This window comes from Endozoicomonas numazuensis (genome assembly GCF_000722635.1).
In the GTDB taxonomy this organism is placed as follows: Bacteria; Pseudomonadota; Gammaproteobacteria; order Pseudomonadales; family Endozoicomonadaceae; genus Endozoicomonas_A; species Endozoicomonas_A numazuensis.
Genome location: NZ_JOKH01000001.1, coordinates 1,439,000 through 1,459,093, shown reverse-complemented (window position 1 = coordinate 1,459,093; position 20,094 = coordinate 1,439,000). Strand labels below are relative to the sequence as shown.

Sequence of the window (20,094 nt, the reverse complement as noted above, 5' to 3'; positions counted from 1 at the left end):
TCAAAGATAACGGTCTATCTTCCTTTTCTTAGTCCTTTTGACATTATGTCTAACTCCGGAGCCTGTGATCGACATGGCTCTGGATATGGACTTTTCCAATGCGGTTCTCAGCTCAGGAAACGACGCCCATAGATCGAAGCCTTTCATGTAATCTCTGGCTGTATCCGCCATCTCTTCGAGCCGTCTGGATGGATTTTTGACTCCGATGTTTTTTCCAAATCTCACCAGCTTGTCTTGATCCGGGAATTCGCGGCTCTGTTCCATTTTCAGAGCCAGGTCGTGGGAATCGTTTTCGTACACTGTCGTATTGACGACATCATAAAGAGGAGAGAGCCTTAACCCTGTTAACGGATTAATACTGTCATAAAGTAATGAAAAGTTTTTTAAATGGGCGTCGCCATTACCCAATAAACAGCTGATGGCTACATAATCAAAAATATGATCACTCTGCTGCGTATCCCGGGTATAAAGCTGAACCACTTTAGCGACATGTTCATAGCTACCCAGATACTTGTCATCACCCGATCTTTTCATCAATACAGCAAAGTCTTCCATGCCTAATGTCTGCCCCTTTAAAAGATCAAAGCGCTTCATGATGAACAGCTCTTTATTCTGTGACAGCCAAAACTCAGGAACACTGATACCGCACTCACGGGCAATACTCATACAGACGAATTCATTCAGTGCCAGATTTTCATACTCATCCCCTCCGGTTTTAACGATCAATTCGGGTTCAACCAAAGTCCCTCTTTCTGTGGACTTCTGAGTATTGACCAGAAGCTTTGGCTGAACACCCGAGATCGCTGCCGTGTTCAAAAGGTATTTGTCCAGAAGGTATTCAAAGGCACTTTCACGACTATCCCAGCTGACAAGAGCATCAAGACTTTCATGCCCGACGGACTCCAGCACAAGATCACTTTCATAACTGAGCTGGCCAATTCCGCGATTCTGCTGCAGCGCCAGAAACAACATATCGTTGACCTTGATGTACCTCCTCAGTCGTTCTGTCAGCTTTTCCCTGACATAACCTTCAGGGATATTCATCTGGAAAACAGGATGAAGACCTCCACTGTTATAAGAAGCAACCCTTTGTGGCATCGTCAGAGAAACGTCTTCAGCCAATTCTCCGTAAGAGAAGGAATAGGAACCCTGATCAAAGCCTAATACTCCCGCTTTTCCTGCCGGAGTATGTACCCGGACCCGATTCATTTTTTCAGGCCAATCTTCAAAGCGACTCACTCGTGATCTCCAGTCATGACCAGACTTTTAATGGCTACTTAAATAACTCATCAAGATCATCCCAGGTCGGTCTCTCAGCATCTTTTACCGTTAACTCAAGACCCAGTAATCCAAGGTAATTATCAAGCGCCCACAGAGCACCCTGATATCGATCGTTTTCAATGGCCGAGATAACACTTCGGGTGGTTTTAGCCTGCCTGGCAGCCTCGGTCTGATTCCAGCCTCTGGCTTTTCTGCGAGCTCGACACTGTTGCCCAATGCTGTCCATTTCTTTTCACATATGACTATATATAGATTCAATATAGCAATTATTCCACATATGAACATATATACATTCATTTCCAGTCAAAAATAGCCACTTCCTTAATGGTATCTATGGGGTATAACATCTCGTTGATGAATCTTACTAAAAGACTGTCAGTGGAGTTCTAATGCCTCAAAAGAAAATTTCAGTAATCACCGGAGCCGGCCGAGGTATTGGCGCAGCTGCAGCAAGGCTTTTTGCTCAGCAGGGCTATGGCAGTCTGTATCAATTACAGAGCCAATACTGACGCAGCTGAAAGTCTTGCCCGTGAAATTCAAACGGCAGGCGGTCACTGTATTACTGTTCAGGCAGATATTTCTACTGAAGTCGGTGTCAGCAAACTGTTTACTGCTGTCGATCAAGAATTGGGAACGCTGGATGTTCTGGTCAACAACGCTGGCATTCTGCAACCACAATCCCGACTGGATGAGCTGACTGCGGAGCGGATTAACCAGCTACTGACAACTAATGTCACCAGTTACTTTCTCTGCAGCCGGGAAGCAGTGAAAAGAATGTCGACGCTATACGGTGGAAAAGGTGGCAGCATTGTCAATGTTTCATCGGCAGCAGCCAGAACCGGCTCTCCCAATGAGTACATTGATTATGCTGCTACCAAAGGGGCTATTGATACGTTGACCAAAGGTTTGTCTCTGGAAGTGGCAGCTGAAAACATTCGGGTTAACTGTGTACGACCCGGCTGCATATATACCGATATGCATGCTGATGGTGGAGAACCCGGCCGGGTCGATCGGCTGGCGGATGTGTTACCTATGAAACGTGGAGGTCACCCTGAAGAGGTAGCCGAAGCGATTTACTGGCTGGCTTCTGAGAAAGCCTCTTTCTCAACAGGTAACTTTTTGGATCTGGCGGGAGGGGTTTAAGAACCGCTCTTTTTGCTCAAAATAGCTGACAATTGAGTCAGCTTTACTGACTGATTGCTATTCCTGACTGAACAAATTCCCCCCTGAACACTCTAACCCCCTTCGAACACGAGACTATTAATACTTCAGGGCAGGAAGAGGAATGAACTCAGGAACCCCAATATCACCTCAATCAGACGAATATCAACTGCTACAGGAGATAGGTATTTGCCTGCAAGAACCTCCCTGCAACGAAAGTGCGCCAGTTTCTGCTGTAACTCCCCCCCCTGCCCTAAGCACTTTGTCAACTGATCAAACTGGCTCCCTGTCTCTATCAGAATTTCAAACCGTTACTGCAGTCAGTATGGCGTCAAGTCTCCAGACGTATTTAAATCCTGACAACCTTCTGAATACCCCTCATTCACCTCACCAATCTGCTACCCCCCTTAGAGTTCAGCGCAAACGCCCATTATCAGAACCTGACTCCTCTCCGAATCCTCTCGAAAAAGCCATGAGGTTAACTGAACCGGAATTACTATTGCCTGAGCCAATACAGCCTGAGCCAATACAGCCTGAGCCAATACAGCCTGAGCCAATACAGCCTGGCAATTCGGACCAATATTCGACACCCATGGAGAGCCCTTTTCACGGGATCAGCCAAAGCGACTGGAATAATCTCGAAAAAGAAGAAGCCATTAGATTGATTAAACAGGATTTACTATTGGCTCAGCCTGAGCCAATACCGTCTGGTAATTCGGGCCAATATTCGACACCCATGGAGAGCCCTTTTCACGGGATCAGCCAAAGCGACTGGAATAATCTCGAAAAAGAAGAAGCCATTAGATTGATTAAACAGGATTTACTATTGGCTCAGCCTGAGCCAATACCGTCTGGTAATTCGGGCCAATATTCGACACCCATGGAGAGCCCTTTTCACGGGATCAGCCAAAGCGACTGGAATAATCTCGAAAAAGAAGAAGCCATTAGATTGATTAAACAGGATTTACTATTGGCTCAGCCTGAGCCAATACCGTCTGGCTATTCGGACCAATATTCGACACCCATGGAGAACCCTTTTCACGGGATGAGCCAAAGCGACTGGAGTAATCTCGATGAAGAAGAAGCCATGAGGTTGACTGAAGACGAATTACTATCGGCTCTGGCTCAGCCTCAGCCAATACAGCCTGAGCCAATACAGCCTGAGCCAATACAGCCTGGCAATTCGGGCCAATATTCGACAACCATGAAGACCTCTTCCCACGGGATGAGCCAAATCGACCGGAGTAATCTCGAAAAAGAAGAAGCCATGAGGTTGACTGAAAAGGAATTACTATTGTCTCAGACTCTGGCTCAGGCTCAGGCTCAGGCTCAAGCTCAGGCTCAGGCTCAGGCTCAGGCTCAGGCTCAGGCTCAGGCTCAGGCTCAGGCTCAGGCTCTGGCTCAGGCTCAGGCTCAGGCTCTGGCTCTGGCTCAGGCAATACAGTCTGGCAGTTCGGGTCAATGCTCGACATCCATGGAGACCCCTTTTCAGGGGATAAACAAAATCTTCTGGAATAAGTGGCGTTTTATGGTGAGTGACCAAGAAGCTGCCAAGAGGATAAGCGAATTTTCTTCCAGCCCCCAAAAAAAAGACGTCACAAACAATCTCCCTTATTTCATAACAAACGCGAAAATAAAGTCTGAGAGAACAAACGCGAAAAAAACAGAGTCCAAGGTTCTGGAAAAAGAACTTCAACGTCTTGCGTTAACTGAGAACATTACGGTTGACCTGGAGTCACTGAAACCCAAGCTTGATATATTCACTGTTGAAAAAATCCGGGAACAGTTGGATCGGCATCCGAGTTGGGCTTCCGAGAAACTGGTAGAGCGCCTGGGAGACGATCTATCTAATTTCATTTATGACATCTATGAGTGGAAAGAAGTAGCCAATAGTCTGGAAGAACTGATTAATACCAAAATGCGAGAAAGAGGCCTTGAAGCTTCCCTGTCACCAAATATCAAATCGTTAAGAGTCAATATACGCGAAAGCCTATTAAAAAATCACAGGCAGGCATCAGAGGCTGCTTATACCAAGAATCTGAAGTATGAAATAGCCAAATTAAAGAAGAGTAAAGACAGTGATCAGAATGCAGTTATGGAGAATCCAGACTCACAAGCTGAAGGTTCTTCTACTGAACAGCAATGATAAGGCTGAGCATCAACTAGCTTGATGACTAGGAGGCTGTCCGAGAATAGACAGCCCGGCCTAAAATCCAGAAAGAACGGCCATCTTTTCCACTGAATTTGCTTAAATAGGTCAACTATTCGCACAAATTCAGTGAAAAAGCTGACTCGTTCTACTGAATTTTATGCTCGGACGCTATTCTCGGTCAGCCTCCCAGGAGGCTGAATTTTTAAAGCAAACAGTAAAAAGCCGGAAAAATCCGGCTTTTTTATATGCTCAAATCAGGAACGATCTCCGGGTGGGTTATCTTTCAACTGCTTCGAACGAAGATTATGAGGGTCCAGTGCCCGTATCACTTCCAGCTGTTCGGCAGTCGGTGCCACAGTTACACCCACACTGTCTGGTACATGGATGTCAAAACCCGTGTTCTCCAGAACCTGTTCCACAGTAATGCCAGGGTGCAGGCTGATCAGCTGAAGCTGGTGATCCGGACCGTTCCAGTCCATCACACACAGATCGGTAATCACCAGACGAATATCCACATCATCCAGGCTGTAACCTTTTGGCAAGCGAGCCGGGTTATAACCGATGGAGGCCACCATATCGCACTCGCCATCTACAAACACACGTTTGTTGTGGCTTGGGACAAAGAAGCTGTTGGCATGGCTAATGGAGTTTCCAGGAAAACCTCTGACCCCCAACATCTGAACCTTGGGCTGCTCGTAAGTGCCACCCAGTGCCGAGATATTAGCTTGTCCGTATTGATCAATCTGAGTGGGACCCACCATGGCGTGTCGCTTACCACTCCAAACGTTATCAAAGATTCGTGAAAAGCCCATCCAGGTTTCATTCTTCTGAACGTAGTCATCACCACGATTACCTACCGGATTGGGCTCAGACAACAGAAACGCTTCCGAATCGGTCATCATCAGATCGGTATTAGAGGTTTTCATCGCCAGACTGGCAGCCAGACGAGGAATCAGGCCAATGCCTGTGGCCAGTACTTCACCATCGTTTTTAAAAGCTTCGGAACCGGCACAGATCATCAATTCTGCGAGAGAATAATCATTACTCACTCTTTCTTGAGCTATAGACATCAATATCCCCTCTTAATAAACTGGCATTGGCAGTTGCTTGATAGCGTCCAGACCGCCAACCTTGGCCTGATACTCTTCTTCCGTAGAGCTCTGAATATACTTCTCGTAGTAAGCTTCAAAACCTCCTTCTTTAGCGGACGCGTTGTACTCCTTGAAGTGTTTAACATCAAAGCCGTACAAAGGACCACACGACGAAGGATGAGCACCACCCGGTACCAGGCTGACACCTGAAGTCATGGAGCGTTCCCAGTATACGTAGCGAGATTCTTCAGGGTTGTTGAAGTAATTGCTGTCCACCAGCTCATCACAGGTGACAAAGGTTTTGTCTGCAGCACGGGCAAACCAGTCATCCATGTAATGGTCATTACCCTTGATCTGACAGACTCCACGCTCATCCGCACGATCAACGTGCAACAAGGAAACATCCAGTTTCAGAGCAGGCATGGCCACCCACTCTTTCTCGTCGTAAGGACTGTCGATCACTTTCAGCTCAGGATTCACTTTGACGACATCGGTACCCAGACCGATCTGGGTAGGAATGTAAGGACAACCCCAGGCCGCAGCACGCAGACCCAATAACATCATGCCTTCATCGATCTCCAGAGTTTCGATTTCACCTTTCTGGCGAGCCTGACGGAAGTAAGGCTCCAGAGGAATAAAGTCGAGAGAGACGAAAGCAAAAATAACTTTTTTTACCTTTCCGGCTGCACAAAGCATACCGACATCCGCACCACCATAAGCAACGATGGTCAAATCTTTTACATCAGAGCGTAGAATTTCTCTGATCAAAGCCATGGGCTTGCGGCGCGGCCCCCAGCCACCAATACCGATGGTCATGCCATCGCGCAATTCGCCGACGATGTCCGCCGTGGTCATGCGTTTATCCATTGCTACACCTTTCTTATTGTATTCATTGCCCACCATGCTCAAAAACAGTCATATGTTTTAACTTTCTGCAGGCGGGAAAGAGACAGGTATTCCCACGCACTCACCATTGAGGCACATGGGAATAAACAGAAACAGCTATGAGCCAGCAAAGTTTTACTGACGGCCAACACTGAAGTCATGTCCCCACAGGCTGACGGAGCTGCTTTCAAAAACAGTATGACGATCCCAGTCAACTACCAGACCACCACAGCCGTATTCCATGTCGAAACCAGACGGTGTTTGCATGTAGAAAGACACCATTTCATCGTTGGTATGCTTACCCAATGTGGCAGACAATTTGACACCATGAGCTTCCATTCTATCCAGAGCTCGTCCTACGTCGTCCATCTCTTCTACTTCCAGCATCATGTGGACACAACCGCTCGGGATTGGGCACTCAAAAATGGCCAGAGAGTGATGACGACCATTATTACAATGCAGGAAATGCAAACGTTTCTTGGGCTCAGCAGGGTCATCTGTGAAGGTCACCTGCATAAGATCGGACAGACCGAAGCCTAGTACGTCGGTATAAAATTCACGACAGGTTTCGAAAGAGGGCGCAGGAATAACGACATGCCCCAGACCCAGATCGGTGGTGACAAACCTGGAAACACCAACCGGTGATACAAAATGCGTGAAGTCCTGAACGGGTCCCCAGAACAATTCATGGCGGTTGCCATCAGGGTCAGAGAATTTGATCAGCTGCTGAACCATTCGGGCAGCCGCTTCTTCTTCTGTACCCGAAGTCACTTGTACGTCAGCGGCTTCCAATTCTGTAATGGCCTGCTCGAAAGCCTCTTTATTGGCAACTTCCCAACCGGAAGCTCCGTAGCCATCCCGATCAGACTTTTCGACAGCAATTCGGTAATTACGCTCATCCATTTTCAGAAGCAGAGTATTTTCATCGGACGCTTCATGTTCCATTAAGCCCAGCACCTGGGTTCCGTACTCCTGCCATTTAGCCAGATCGGTTGACTCTACCGTTACGTAGCCTAATCCACGAATATCCATGCTGACTCTGCCTCACCTTATTTTTTATTGGAAATGTTCTTCAAAAAAACATTTCTCTCGCTCATGGCTGTTTTCTTTCCAATGGCTGCTTTTCTGCTGAGGTTCCTGTTCCACAGACACGCCTCACAGCCTTACAGGAGCCTGACCGAGAATGGCGCCCGAGCATAAAACTCAGTAGAACGGGGCAGCTTTTTCACTGAATTTGTGCGAATAGTTGACCTATTTAAGCAAGTTCAGTGGAAAAGATGGCCGTTCTTTCTGGGTTTTAGGCCGGACTGTCTATTGTCGGTCAGGCTCCTATGGACTGAGCATGATTAAATCCGTAGAGGCAAGAGTCATCATCGTCTAATGGGACTACTGAGCAGTGTGTGAGTTTGTCTTTCCCAACCTTGAACCGAGGAGCCAGGCGTTATTAACAGTAACGATAATGATGAGCCTGTCGAAGGGTGATGGCACTGGGCTCCGACAAGCTCAGCCCGAACGGGTGTTGGTCATATAAGGAAATTATTTCAAGACTATTCCTTGGCTTCTCAGATTTCCTTCTATTCTTGTCGTTTTAGCATCAGAATCGGGGCTACGATGAGACTTCAAAAAAACCTCTCTTTGATCTTTTTGCTACTGTTCACGGCCAACAGTCATCCCAATGAACTCAGTTGTCAGGCTGACCCCACCTTTCTGCCCGAATACACAATCACTGACTCCTGGTGGAATCTGAACCCAGTTTTGTCATCACTTCAATATGTTTCTGATACCGTTTCAGCCGCCAAAACAGCTATAGATATTTATTCTGATCTCTCCAGTTTCTCAGAGACACTGAAACAGGAGTCAGAACATTTCTGCCCAGAGCTTCCGGAGAATATGCCAAAACACGTAGCCATGATCATGGATGGCAACAGAAGGTATGCCAAAGGCAGATCTCTTGACCAGCCCAGCTACGGCCATTTTTTTGGTGCAGCCCGTCTTTTACAGGTGACCCGGATAGCAGAAAAAATGGGCATCAAACAGCTCACTGTTTATGCACTGTCGACCGAAAACCTTGCCCGCCCTGAAGAAGAAATAGCCGTATTGATGGCGATGGTAAGGAGTGTTCTGGAGCACTGGGAAAAAGAATTGGTTGACTCCACCATCAGGGTTCAACACTTGGGCTTCAGAACAAAACTAAGCCAAGAGGTTCTTCAGACTATTGACTCCATTGTGGAGAAAACCCGAGAACATACCGGCCTGACTCTTAATATTGCCTTTGTCTACGGCGGGCAGGCTGAATTAGTCCATGCAGTGACCGCTATTCTGAACCAGAGCCAACCCGAGACTAAATTGGACTTCCGATTAATTGAACAGAACCTGCTCACCGGAGGGCTTCCTGACTGGGTTGACCCTGACTTGGTGATCAGAACAGGAGGAAGAAAAAGACTGAGCAACTTTCTATCTTTGCAAACCCGATACAGTGAACTCCACTTTACCGATGCACTATGGCCAGATTTTACACCCCAGTTACTTCTTGAAGCACTTGAGGATTACTCTCAGCAACAGAGGAATTTTGGGCTATGAAGCGGCTGATTTTGTAGACCTCTTGGTATAATACCAATCGCACTTTCAAAATCCCCTATTGTGCAGCCATTTGAGTCCAATATTCTGCGCTGGGGATCGTCGCCTTGCCTATTGAACTCAAATGGCTTGCTCATAACGGGGTTTGAAAGTTTGATTGGTATAACAAGTGAACCATTGATTTAAATCGCCCTCTTAAACCGATAGGATTAACTCCCTTAATGATAAAAACGAAAAGGGGAAGGACGCTATGAGATCCGCAACAGCACTCTATCAGCTAAAAAACATGACGGAGTCCTTTCTTGGTAGCAATGTTCTCAGGCTGGCTGGAAAATCCACCTCGGGGGTCTACGATTTCAAGTTTGGCAAGTACAGCCCGGTACTGTTAAGTGTTCCCCATGGTACTCAACGCCCTAATGAGTATTTTTCTTTTGATCCCAATGGCTACACATTAACTGAAACTATGAATGTCCGGGTTCATAATGTACGCATGGTTCCTAAATCTGAAAAGGGATTCTCGGTAGAGACGCTGGAAAGCTACAGCCTTGGGGGAAACGGCGCTGACATCATGGTGACCGGGATGCTCAGCGACTGTGCTTTCTGTATCAAGGGTCAGGATACTTCGCCTGTCGTTGCACATGTACAACCCCGCCCTTCGGAACAGTTAGGTGCGGTAGATATGCATCGGGCCCTCATTCGTAATGGCCGCTTCAAATATCACGATGGCAGTATTGACCGCTCTTTGGGACGTGTACAGAACGGTCATAATCATATGCGCTATCAGAACTACTGTTATGTGGTAGGTGTTAAGAACGGCGGTCGCTGGCGCATCTATGCCCAGCACGTCATGGGCAGTGCCGGCCCTGTTCTGGGAGTTACTCGCCTGCTTTAAGTCAGATAATAGCTGCATTTCCAGTTACTGATTTCCCTTTCCATCGGCCATTTGGATGATAATAGTCCTGATGGCCTTCGCTATAGTCATACACTGGCACCTAATAGAAGAATAATTATATGCCCTCACAAACTCCTCTGACCGAAGCGCCTGACCTGGGTAAAATTCTGGTCACTGGCGGCTCAGGCTTTCTGGGTCAGAACCTGACACAAACCTTGCTGGACAAAGGCTACTCTGTAAGAGTTTTTGATCTGGCAGAATGCCCTCTGGAGCACCCCAACCTGGAAAAGCTGCAAGGCAATATTGCTGATCAGGCGGTAGTTACTCAAGCCTGTGAAGGGATCAGTACCGTCTTCCATACAGCTGCCATTATAGAAATTCGATCCAGCCGGGTTGTATCCACTGAAGTCAGAAACCTGTCGTACAATGTCAATTTGGAAGGCACTCGCAATATCATCAATGCCTGTCAGTCTGCTGGCACCAAGAGGCTGATTTATACCAGTTCAAACAGTGTGGTAGTGGGTGGCAAGCCCATCATCAATGGCAACGAAACCCTGCCCTATGTCTCAGAGTTCAGAGATCTTTATACCGAAACCAAGTGCAAAGCAGAACAACTGGTACTGGCCGCTAATGGCCAGAAAGGGCTGCTGACCTGTGCCATTCGCCCAAGCGGTATCTGGGGACCCGGCGACCAGACCGTCTTCAAACTATTAATAGAAGAATTAATTGCTGGCACCGTAAAAGCCATTGTGGGTGATGGCAAATCCAGACTCGACAACTCTTATGTCCACAACCTGATACATGGAAAGCTGCTGGCAGCCGCTCAGCTCAAAGAAGGCGGGAAAGCCCCCGGACAAGCTTATTTTATTAACGATGGCGAACCCGCCAACATGATGGAGTTCTCCCGAACTTTAATAGAAAGCCTGGGTTATCCCTACCCTGAAAAACATATTCCTTATGGGTTAGTGAAGCTTATTATCGGTACCTGGGAAAAACTGCATCAGTGGTTCAAAATTCCAGAGCCCCCTCAAACAACTCTGGCTCTGGAAAGAATTGGTATCGACAATTTCTTTAGCATTGAAAAAGCACAAAAAGATTTGGGATACGTCCCACTCTATACCACGGTGAGTGGTATGGAAGAAGCCATGCCTTACTACCGGGAGCTTCATCAGAGAATGGCAACCAGCCAATAAACATCCGACCTTTCTGTTCTGGCCTTTCTCCTGGAGAGGCCATATTACTTCCGATCATTCTATGATTGACAAAACCAGCCTGACGCGATGAACTGCCTGACAGTTATCCACACAGGTGACATCAAGATGAAAACTTATCAAGGCAGCTGCCATTGCGGTTCAATACGCTTTTCCTTCACCAGCCCCCTTATTGATCAGGGCCTACGCTGCAACTGCTCTCTCTGTAAACGCAAGGGAGCCATTATGAGCAGTTTTACACTTGCCCCTGAAGAATTGACTATTGAAGTCACTGGAGATGCCCTTTCTACCTACTCTTTTGGCAAAGACATTGCCGAACATAACTTCTGCAATCAGTGTGGCATTTATACCTTTCACAGTACCTTGAGAAAGCCAGGACACTATCGGGTAAATCTTGGCTGCGTGGACGATATTAACTCTGCACAACTGCCTTTTGAAGTGTTTGATGGCGCATCATTATAAGCTTTCAAGCCTGTCATGCATGACCCCTACAAACGTCTACTATGCTCCATTCGAACCTATCAGAAAGCCTACGACTGAACTGGACAAAAACAGTGATGAGTATCGCCAGAAGCGAGACAGAAACAACGTTGCGGTGGCCAAAAGCCGCCAGAAGAAAAAAGAGCGTGAGCAGGCTATTGAAGCCCGCCTAAATGAACTTGAGAAAGAAAACGGACAGCTGCAGGCAAAGATAACTGAGTTGAATGAAGAGATCAGTATGATGAAAAGACTCATGACAGAAATTCAAGTCCGATATCAGTCCTAATCCCTCCCCCGCTGTACCGGGTTAAAACCTGGTACAGCCCTCCCTTATATAAATTTCCATTCTGGCTATCAAGAAGCTTCAGCCAAAATCATATCCGCGCATTTTTCACCGATCATCATAGTGGGCGCATTGGTATTACCCCCGATCAGGGTAGGAATAATGGAGGCGTCACACACTCTAATCCCTTCCAGACCACGCACTTTTAATGTTTCGTCGACAACGGCCATTTCATCCTGCCCCATCTTGCAGCTGCCTACCGGGTGATAAACAGTCTCTGCTGTTCGACGAATCACATCTCTGAGTACGTCGTCATTAGTGCTTTCAAGATTAGGTGTAATTGGACGAGTAATGTATTTTGACCAGGCTTTGGAGGCGGCCATATCAAAGGTAGTATCCAGAGCCTTTCGCAAAATTTGCCAGTCGTACTCACTGTCCAGCAAATTGAAATCGATTTCCGGATAGTCCAGTGGATTGCTGGATTGCAACTTAACAAATCCACGACTTTCAGGCCGGAGATTACAACCCTGAATAGACAACCCTTTAGTTCTGGGCAATGGGTCCGTCAGACTGATCATATAAGTGGGCACAAAATGGAACTGGATATCAGGTCGGCTCAATTCGGGCGAACTTTTTACAAACGCACCTCCTTCAATCCCACTGTATGCGCCTATTCCATCTTTAGTCAGAAGCCATTCCAACCCAATCTTGGCGTTATGAGGGAAGAAGTCCAGACCGTTCAGACTGAGTTCAGGTTTACACTCATAATTGATATGAAGATCAAGATGCTCCTGCAGGTTGTAACCTACACCGGGTAACTCATGTAAGGTTCTAACCCCGGCTTCGGACAGATCCGCGTCACGCCCTATTCCTGATAACTGAAGAATATGTGGACTCTTGATGGCACCTGCACTGAGTATGACTTCTCTCGATGCATTAACGACTTCGGTCTTTTTACCATTGAGTATCTCAACACCTGTGACCCGCTTTCCTGACAAGATAACACGAGTCACTTCTACCCCTGTACGAACTGTGAGGTTTTTCCGCTTTTCTGCAGGGCGTAGAAATGCGCTTGCACTGCTGCTTCGCAAGCCTTTGCGAATGGTTGTCTGATAAAGGCCTATACCTTCCTGATCAGCACCATTAAAGTCTTCACACTCTTTGATACCAATTTCTCTTCCAGCCTCGACAAAGACATCAAAGGCAGGGAGTCCAGAGCCCGCATTACTGACCTGCAATTCACCCTGATCGCCATGAAAGTCGTTGGCTCCACGCTCGTTGTTCTCACTTTTCTTAAAGTAAGGCAGAACCTCTTTGTAACTCCAACCTTCATTGCCGGCTTCAGCCCAATCATCATAGTCTGATGCATGACCACGAACGTATACCATACCATTAACGGCACTGGAGCCACCCAACGTTTTACCTCTGGGTACAGCCAGCTTACGATTACCCATATTTTTTTGCCGGGTAGATTCCATTTTCCAGTTGAGCTTACTGCTCTTCATGGCTTCAGCTGCACCACCGGGCATATGAGTCACCGGGTTATTATCTCGGGGACCCGCCTCCAGCAGCAGTACTTTGTGTGAGGGGTTGGCTGAGAGGCGGTTGGCCAGTACGCAGCCAGCCGAACCGGCACCGACAATGATAAAGTCATACATAAAAGCATCATCCTGCGTTTTTTAATCGTTATTGGTGGCTTTCCGGTACAGGTAGCTCTGGAACAACCTTTTAAAACAGGTACATCCATTATTGGAAATCGTACATTAAATCGAACGACTTAATGTCGCACAAAAAGACTATGAAGGGTAGAGATAAACCGACGTGTAAAATAAAAAGCCACCTTCACAAGATAATGGTGAGGTGGCTTACATTAAACGATCAATTTTTTAAGTATCAGGTCAACTCTTGCTCAGCTCTGTCGCGAAGCTCAAATTTCATCACTTTGCCCGAAGCATTAAGTGGCAGGTTTTCAACAAAGCGAACATGGCGGGGTACTTTATAATTAGCCATCTCTTCACGACACCAGCTGATCAACTCTTTCTTTTCCAGTTCCTGGCCTGGTTTTTTCACAATCCAGGCCATAGCCACTTCACCCAAACGTTCGTCTGAAACCCCTACAATAGACACCTGAGCTATAGCATTGTGATGGCTCATGAGGTTTTCAATTTCAGCTGGATAAACATTAAAACCACCGGTAATAATCATATCTTTCATGCGATCGGTAATCTTAAGATAACCCAGCGAATCCATGACTCCGATGTCACCCGTATGCAACCAGCCATCGGCATCAATAGTTTCTTTAGTCGCTGCATCGTTATTGAAATAGCCCTGCATCACATTCGGCCCACGCACCACGACCTCACCAGGCGTTCCCCTGCGGACTTCTACACCAAATTCATCGACACAACGAACCTCAACACCAGGCATGGCTCGACCCGAGGTATTGGCAATTAACTCTGGCGAATCTCCCGGGCGACAGATGGTTGCAAAGCCACAAACTTCCGTTAAACCATAGGCTGTTACTATATTGTCAAAGCCCAGTACTTCATCCATGGCCTGAATCATACTAACGGGGATGGCAGCCGCACCTGTTACAGCAACACGCAGAGAACTGATGTCATATTGCTCTCTATCCGGATGCGACAGTATGGATTGATACAGTGTGGGAGGCCCTGGCAAAACTGTTATTTTTTCTTCATCCACTTTCTGCAAGATCGTGGGTACATCAAAAACCTGCAGAGGCAAAATCGTAGCCCCTCTCATAAGTGCCGCCAACCAGCCTGCCTTGTATCCAAAGGAGTGGAAGAAAGGGTTCACAATCAGGTAGCGGTCACCTTCGGTCAGGCCTACCACTTCACTCCAGTCTGCCACGACTTTTATATTCTGAGCGTGCTGGGTAATAACGCCTTTGGGTTTACCCGTCGTACCAGAAGTAAACAACAGGTCCGACATTGTGTCTGTCTTGACACGGCTCTGGCGGATATTCACTTCAGCTTCATTGGAAAAATCAGCCATTCCCAGGAACTCATCCCAGCTCACTCTTTGATAAGAAGCTGTCTGATCAGAGTCTGTTTGGGGTCTGAAAGTGATGATCGTATCCAATTCAGGCAGGTGTTCATCCTTCAGCATTGCCGGATAACTGGAACCCAGAAACTCGTCAATGGTAAACAGAATTTTGGCACCACTGGCTTTCAGCACATATCCAGCTTCGGAGCCTTTCATACGGGTGTTCAAAGGGACTAGCGCAGCACCTACCGCTTGCAACGCTGTAGCGGCCACAATCCACTCCCAGATATTAGGCGCCCAGACCGCAATACGATCCCCTTCTTTGACTCCCATTCCAACCAGTGCAGCGGCGGCCTGCTTTCTGAGCTGGTTCAACTCCTGATAAGTTAGTATCTTACCTTCATCTTCTACAGCATTGCGGTCAGCGTACTGCTCTGCCACATAGTCCATCAATGCTGGAATGGTTTGATACGTGGTCACGTCTGACATGCTCTGGATACCTTTTATTGTTCTTCTCTGTTCGTGATAGTTACAGGATATTGTTTCAGTCAGAATATCACCGACTTAATCCGGGAACTTCACTGTGATGTTGCCACTAATTGGACGACACTGACATGCCAGAGTCCAACCTTCTTCCAGTTCCTCGTCGGTCAGAACTTCATTAATGCCCAGTTGAGACTCACCACCTTCTATTTCACACATGCAGGCACCACACATCCCCTCTTCACAGGAGAATGGCGCATCAATACCCGCCTTCAGCATGGACTTAAGAACAGTGTCGCCTTTTTCATAATCAATCGTATGCTCTTCACCATCCAGCTCAACCTTGAAGGCTGTTACCGTTGAGTCTCCAGCAGCCGCTATGGCTTCAGCCTCAAGTGCAGCTGCTTCATCAGGGTCAGCCGGTGAGACAAAACGCTCGACATGAATACGGGACTTTTCTTCTCCCTCAGACAGCAGGGTATTTTCTACGGTATCCATGAAGGGGCCGGGACCACAGATATAAAACTCTGCCCCCACATGTCCGGTTGTCACTTCTTTAACCATGTCCGGATTGAGGAAACCATGAACAGTGTCGTAAATGTAAACAATATCCAGACGATCACTATGATTCTGCTCAATCTGCTTCAGCTCTTCCCGGAAGATGACTGATTCTTCATCCCGGTTGGCATAAACCAGCTTGACTTTTCGGTCAGTGGTTTTCAAGGCAGATTTCAGAATGGAGATAACAGGAGTAATACCTGAGCCACCGCCAAACAGAATGACATCATTGCTGGCTTCATTCAGATAAAAAAGACCGGCAGGTGGCATCACTTCGATGCTATCACCCACTTTGACTTCATCATTGATCCAGTTGGAAATACGACCACCATCAACACGTTTGATAGTGACCTTATGCACCACCTCTACATGAGGCGAGCTGGCCAGTGAGTAGCAACGCACCAGCTGCTTGCCATCGTAAGGGACTTTCAGCGTCAGAAACTGGCCTGGCAAATACTCAAAAGCGTCCTTCTGATCCTGTGGGATCTTAAAAACCACCGATTTACTGTCGTGGGTTTCTTCGATCACTTCAGCCACTTCCAGGTTGTGATAACGTGTTTTGCTCAGGCTGGTTTCTGCAGTCATGATTACATCTCTCTTTTTATTCTTTTTCGCTAAGGGCATTCAGGCCATGGCTGAACCCTACTCAGCCACCACTAATGCTTTGTGCATTATCTACTTTCAGCTCAGCTCCGTTAATAAAACGGGATTCATCAGAAGCCAGGAAAAGCACCAGATTGGCTATTTCTCTGGGATGACAGATTCGGTTATTGGGATCGTTCATGACCTCTTCCGACAGAGCACCACCGGTATACTTTTGAGTCATGGGCGTATCAACACCGTCAGGATGAACAGAATTACAGCGAATGCCGTAACCCTTTTCCTTACAATGCAGCGCTACGGAGCGGGTCATCGCTGCAACTGCCCCTTTTGAAGCGGAATAGGCACAGGTATAGCTCTGCCCGGCAATAGCGGCAATAGACGACATATTTATAATTGAGCCACCACCACTGGCTTTCATGGCCTCAATGGCATATTTACAACCCAGGAAAATACTGTCGCTGTTTACCCGACTCATCTTCTGAAAAAGCGCAAGATCAGTATCTTCAATAGATGCCAGTTCCAGAATACCCGCATTATTCACCAGTACATCCAAACGTCCGAAGGTGCTCAGGGTTTTATCAATGACGTTCTTCCAACCTTCTTCTGAGGCTACGTCGTGATGAATAAAAAGAGCCTGAGCTCCCATCTCATCTGCCAGTTTCTGACCGGCTTCTTCATTGATATCAGTAATGACTACTCTGGCACCCTGCTCTGCCAGCAGCAGAGCATCTTCACGCCCCATACCGTTGGCAGCGCCAGTCACAATGCAAACTTTATCTTTAACACGGTTCACTGACAGTTTCCTCCTTAACCTGGGACTCAACATTTTGGGTAGACGTCATATGCTGTCCGGCACGTCTTCCGGAGAACACACAATCTGCAATAGATAATCCGCTGACATACAAGTTTGAAGCAACACCAATGGCTGCCCGACCTGCAGCGTATAACCCTTTAATGCTCTTCCCTTGCTCATTGAGTACCAGACCTGTTTCTTCTGATATCTTCAAGCCACCCAGAGAAATCACAGGACAAGGCATCAGTTTACTGTCGATGGAAGCATCCAGCGCGTACCAGGGACCTTCGTCCACCGGTGCAAGAAAGCCTTTGGATTTACCCAGAAAATCTTCTTTCTCACCTCTGGCAGCTGCAGAATAATCGCTGATGGTTTCGGACAGTTTATCTGCAGGTACATTGATTTTGTCAGCCAGTTCTTCAATACTCTTGGCTTTTTTAGCGCCCATAAACATCGCCATCAGGGCTGGCATCATTTGGAAAGACCAGACCTTCCAGGGAGCAACATCCCTTATGGATTTTTTAAACAGGGCTTTGTTGATGATGACATGGGCTTTGCCATCCTGATTCTCACACATTTCATAACCCAGCTTGGCGCCATACACTTCTTCATTACAGAAGCGCTCGCCCTGCTTGTTCACCACAATGCCCTGAGACCAGCCTTTGGGTGGATTGATAAAGCGCCATGCACTCATCTTTTCCATTCGGTCTACAGCACCACCGACACTCTGCCCAAGTCGTATGCCACTGCCATTACAACCCGTAGCTCCTAACTGCAGCCCCTTGCTATAGACAGGTGCATACTGATCAACCATGGCCTTATTGAAAACAAAGCCCCCTGTGGACAGCACGACACCTTTTTTTGCTCTGATAAAACGGGTTTCACCAAACTCATGCTCCACCTTCTCTGCCTGGGCACGCAGAGAAAAGGCTTTTTTACGAGCATAGAGATGAATCTTCGTGGCCAGATTGGAGAGCTTTTTATGTTTCTTGGCTGCCTCAGAACCTTCTGGCAGACATCGAACTTCAACCCCCAGAACTTCTCCCGCCTCATTCACCACCAGCCCCACCGCTTCACTCTGCGACTGAACCTTTACACCCTTGTTCAGCGCAGTCTGCTGCAGAGCTGAATAAAAGTTGTTGCCTGACATTCCCACGCCTGCAGTTCTGTGACCACGAGGAGCTGGCCGGGCTTTTTCTGCATAGCTGCCTACCCCTTCATTCCCGGAATAATAGAGAAAGAATTTTTTACCCGGATATGACGTTTTTTCAGGAGGCACATTCCCTGCAAACTGAACATTGTTGTCCGCCAGCCATTGCAGGTTATCAATACTTTGGTCGCAGAAACGCTTCAGAGTCTCATCCTGAACGGCATCACCCACTTCCATTTTCAGGTACTTGAACATCTCTTCAGGGGTATCATCAAAACCTGCAGCTTTCTGATACTGACTGCCACCACCGGCATAGACAACACCACCACTCAAAGTGGTTGCACCACCGCCAAAGAATCGATCAAGCGCCAACACATCGGCACCATTATCAACAGCTTGAAGAGCGGCACTGACACCCGCCCCTCCAAAACCCACGATGACTACATCATGTTCCTGATGCCATTGAATATCGTCAGGGCTACTGACTTTAACCGGCTGAGGAATATCATTGCTCTGGTCAGAGCGGTGCTGTCGGTTCATGAATGCCCTCTGTCTTCTTGTTTTTATTGTTCTGTGAACATGCTGCAATTGGAGATGCAGTCGTCATTTAATGACTTGTCAGTGCTGGCAACTGTTTCTTACGCTTCTTCGGGTTCTGTCGTCGTGGTGTATCGGCCATCAACATAAATCAAAGGATCAATGGCTTCGCTATTCTGCACATCTTTGACTCGACCGATGAAAATAGTATGAGTACCGTATTCATAACGACCGTCCTGCTCCAGAAAGAGAACAGACTGGGCATCGGCAAGGTAAGGCAGGCCACTGGCAGATTCTTTCCAGTTACCGACCGTAAAGCGCTCCTCACCTCTGAGCTTGCCACCACACGCTGAGGAAACCTCGGCCTGACTCTGGCTGAGTACATTAATACAGAAATCCACCCCTTCATCCAACACTTCATGCATTGCCGTTGATTTGTTCACACAAACCAGTAATGAGGGTGGGTCCATGGAAAGAGAAGTCACAGACGTTGCTGCCATAGCATGTCGTTCACTGCCATTGGTTGAAGAAACCACTGAGACGGAACTGGCCAGTCTTCTCATGGATTGCTTCATCAGGTTTGTGATGGCTTCGGGCTGAAGGCTCTTCTCGGGCTGAGGGCTCTTCTCGGGCTGAGGGCTCTTCTCGGGCTGAAGGCTCTTCAGAGTGTCGAACTGACTCATCTACGGCTTCCTTGGTCTGTTTTTTTATTTTCCGAAGCCATTTTTCATCACCTCTCGCTTATAAAAGCTAACGAAGAATGGCTCCATTCAAGTAATAAGGTTCATCTCATGGCTATTTTTGCCAAACAATTGGATGGTTCAATGAATGGCATTGTCATCTTCACCCCTCAAACCAGCATCGTCCATCAAGACTAAAGCCACACCCAATCATAAATGCTGTAAAAGCCAGTACTGGCGACACCTGCAGGGTTGTTTTTCAACCCAAAAA

Annotated in this window: 18 protein-coding genes; 7 read left to right on the top strand and 11 right to left on the bottom strand. The window is 47.3% G+C overall.

Features of this window, described 5'->3' with window-relative positions; translation table 11 throughout:
• Complete coding sequence (locus GZ78_RS06445; RefSeq protein ID WP_201772660.1) at positions 1 to 1,239, bottom strand: type II toxin-antitoxin system HipA family toxin; 1,239 nt, start codon at positions 1,237 to 1,239, stop codon at positions 1 to 3.
• A gap of 34 nt (positions 1,240 to 1,273) precedes the next feature.
• Positions 1,274 to 1,507 (bottom strand): helix-turn-helix domain-containing protein, encoded by a 234-nt coding sequence (locus GZ78_RS06440; RefSeq protein ID WP_034833575.1) that lies wholly within the window; start codon positions 1,505 to 1,507, stop codon positions 1,274 to 1,276.
• Between the two features lie 209 nt (positions 1,508 to 1,716).
• Here GZ78_RS06440 and GZ78_RS06435 point away from each other — a divergent pair, with 209 nt between their 5' ends.
• Complete coding sequence (locus GZ78_RS06435; protein WP_456236224.1) at positions 1,717 to 2,424, top strand: SDR family oxidoreductase; 708 nt, start codon at positions 1,717 to 1,719, stop codon at positions 2,422 to 2,424.
• A gap of 343 nt (positions 2,425 to 2,767) precedes the next feature.
• The gene (locus tag GZ78_RS29325; RefSeq protein ID WP_161787319.1) at positions 2,768 to 4,588 is read left to right on the top strand and encodes a V-type ATP synthase subunit I domain-containing protein; all 1,821 of its coding nucleotides are present in this window, start codon (positions 2,768 to 2,770) and stop codon (positions 4,586 to 4,588) included.
• A gap of 260 nt (positions 4,589 to 4,848) precedes the next feature.
• Here the strand turns inward: GZ78_RS29325 and GZ78_RS06415 are convergent, their stop codons facing one another.
• The 3 genes from GZ78_RS06415 to GZ78_RS06405 form a co-directional block, all read right to left on the bottom strand.
• Positions 4,849 to 5,664 (bottom strand): CoA-transferase subunit beta, encoded by an 816-nt coding sequence (locus tag GZ78_RS06415; protein WP_034833567.1) that lies wholly within the window; start codon positions 5,662 to 5,664, stop codon positions 4,849 to 4,851.
• A gap of 12 nt (positions 5,665 to 5,676) precedes the next feature.
• Positions 5,677 to 6,552: a CoA transferase subunit A gene (locus tag GZ78_RS06410; protein WP_034834386.1), complete on the bottom strand. Its 876-nt coding sequence runs from the start codon at positions 6,550 to 6,552 to the stop codon at positions 5,677 to 5,679.
• A 153-nt stretch (positions 6,553 to 6,705) separates the two neighbouring features.
• Complete coding sequence (locus tag GZ78_RS06405; protein ID WP_034833565.1) at positions 6,706 to 7,602, bottom strand: VOC family protein; 897 nt, start codon at positions 7,600 to 7,602, stop codon at positions 6,706 to 6,708.
• A gap of 579 nt (positions 7,603 to 8,181) precedes the next feature.
• Between GZ78_RS06405 and uppS the strand changes: the two genes are divergently transcribed.
• The 5 genes from uppS (at position 8,182) to GZ78_RS06380 (ending at position 12,016) form a co-directional block, all read left to right on the top strand.
• The gene (gene uppS / locus GZ78_RS06400) at positions 8,182 to 9,150 is read left to right on the top strand and encodes a polyprenyl diphosphate synthase (RefSeq protein ID WP_051785885.1); all 969 of its coding nucleotides are present in this window, start codon (positions 8,182 to 8,184) and stop codon (positions 9,148 to 9,150) included.
• A gap of 247 nt (positions 9,151 to 9,397) precedes the next feature.
• Positions 9,398 to 10,039 (top strand): hypothetical protein, encoded by a 642-nt coding sequence (locus GZ78_RS06395; protein ID WP_152558573.1) that lies wholly within the window; start codon positions 9,398 to 9,400, stop codon positions 10,037 to 10,039.
• A 119-nt stretch (positions 10,040 to 10,158) separates the two neighbouring features.
• A complete protein-coding gene (locus GZ78_RS06390) occupies positions 10,159 to 11,232 on the top strand; it encodes an NAD-dependent epimerase/dehydratase family protein (RefSeq protein ID WP_034833562.1) in 1,074 nt (357 codons plus the stop codon).
• Between the two features lie 87 nt (positions 11,233 to 11,319).
• Positions 11,320 to 11,712 carry a GFA family protein gene (locus tag GZ78_RS06385; protein WP_330217600.1) on the top strand — a complete coding sequence of 131 codons (393 nt, stop codon included), beginning with the start codon at positions 11,320 to 11,322 and terminating at the stop codon, positions 11,710 to 11,712.
• Between the two features lie 19 nt (positions 11,713 to 11,731).
• A complete protein-coding gene (locus tag GZ78_RS06380) occupies positions 11,732 to 12,016 on the top strand; it encodes a hypothetical protein (RefSeq protein WP_034833560.1) in 285 nt (94 codons plus the stop codon).
• A gap of 68 nt (positions 12,017 to 12,084) precedes the next feature.
• Here the strand turns inward: GZ78_RS06380 and GZ78_RS06375 are convergent, their stop codons facing one another.
• The 6 genes from GZ78_RS06375 to GZ78_RS06350 form a co-directional block, all read right to left on the bottom strand.
• Entirely contained in the window at positions 12,085 to 13,671 is a 1,587-nt protein-coding gene (locus tag GZ78_RS06375; RefSeq protein ID WP_034833558.1) for a GMC family oxidoreductase, read from the bottom strand.
• 235 nt (positions 13,672 to 13,906) lie between these two features.
• Positions 13,907 to 15,508 (bottom strand): FadD3 family acyl-CoA ligase, encoded by a 1,602-nt coding sequence (locus GZ78_RS06370; RefSeq protein ID WP_034833556.1) that lies wholly within the window; start codon positions 15,506 to 15,508, stop codon positions 13,907 to 13,909.
• Between the two features lie 75 nt (positions 15,509 to 15,583).
• Positions 15,584 to 16,645, bottom strand: a complete 1,062-nt coding sequence (locus GZ78_RS06365) for a ferredoxin--NADP reductase (RefSeq protein WP_051785930.1) — start codon at positions 16,643 to 16,645, stop codon at positions 15,584 to 15,586.
• 61 nt (positions 16,646 to 16,706) lie between these two features.
• Positions 16,707 to 17,456, bottom strand: coding sequence for a glucose 1-dehydrogenase (locus GZ78_RS06360; protein ID WP_034833554.1), 750 nt, complete (start codon positions 17,454 to 17,456; stop codon positions 16,707 to 16,709).
• Positions 17,443 to 19,146, bottom strand: coding sequence for an FAD-binding protein (locus tag GZ78_RS06355; protein ID WP_051785884.1), 1,704 nt, complete (start codon positions 19,144 to 19,146; stop codon positions 17,443 to 17,445). The genes GZ78_RS06360 and GZ78_RS06355 overlap by 14 nt, the downstream gene beginning before the upstream one ends.
• A gap of 98 nt (positions 19,147 to 19,244) precedes the next feature.
• Complete coding sequence (locus GZ78_RS06350) at positions 19,245 to 19,826, bottom strand: flavin reductase family protein (protein WP_236631487.1); 582 nt, start codon at positions 19,824 to 19,826, stop codon at positions 19,245 to 19,247.
• Positions 19,827 to 20,094 lie beyond the last annotated feature (268 nt).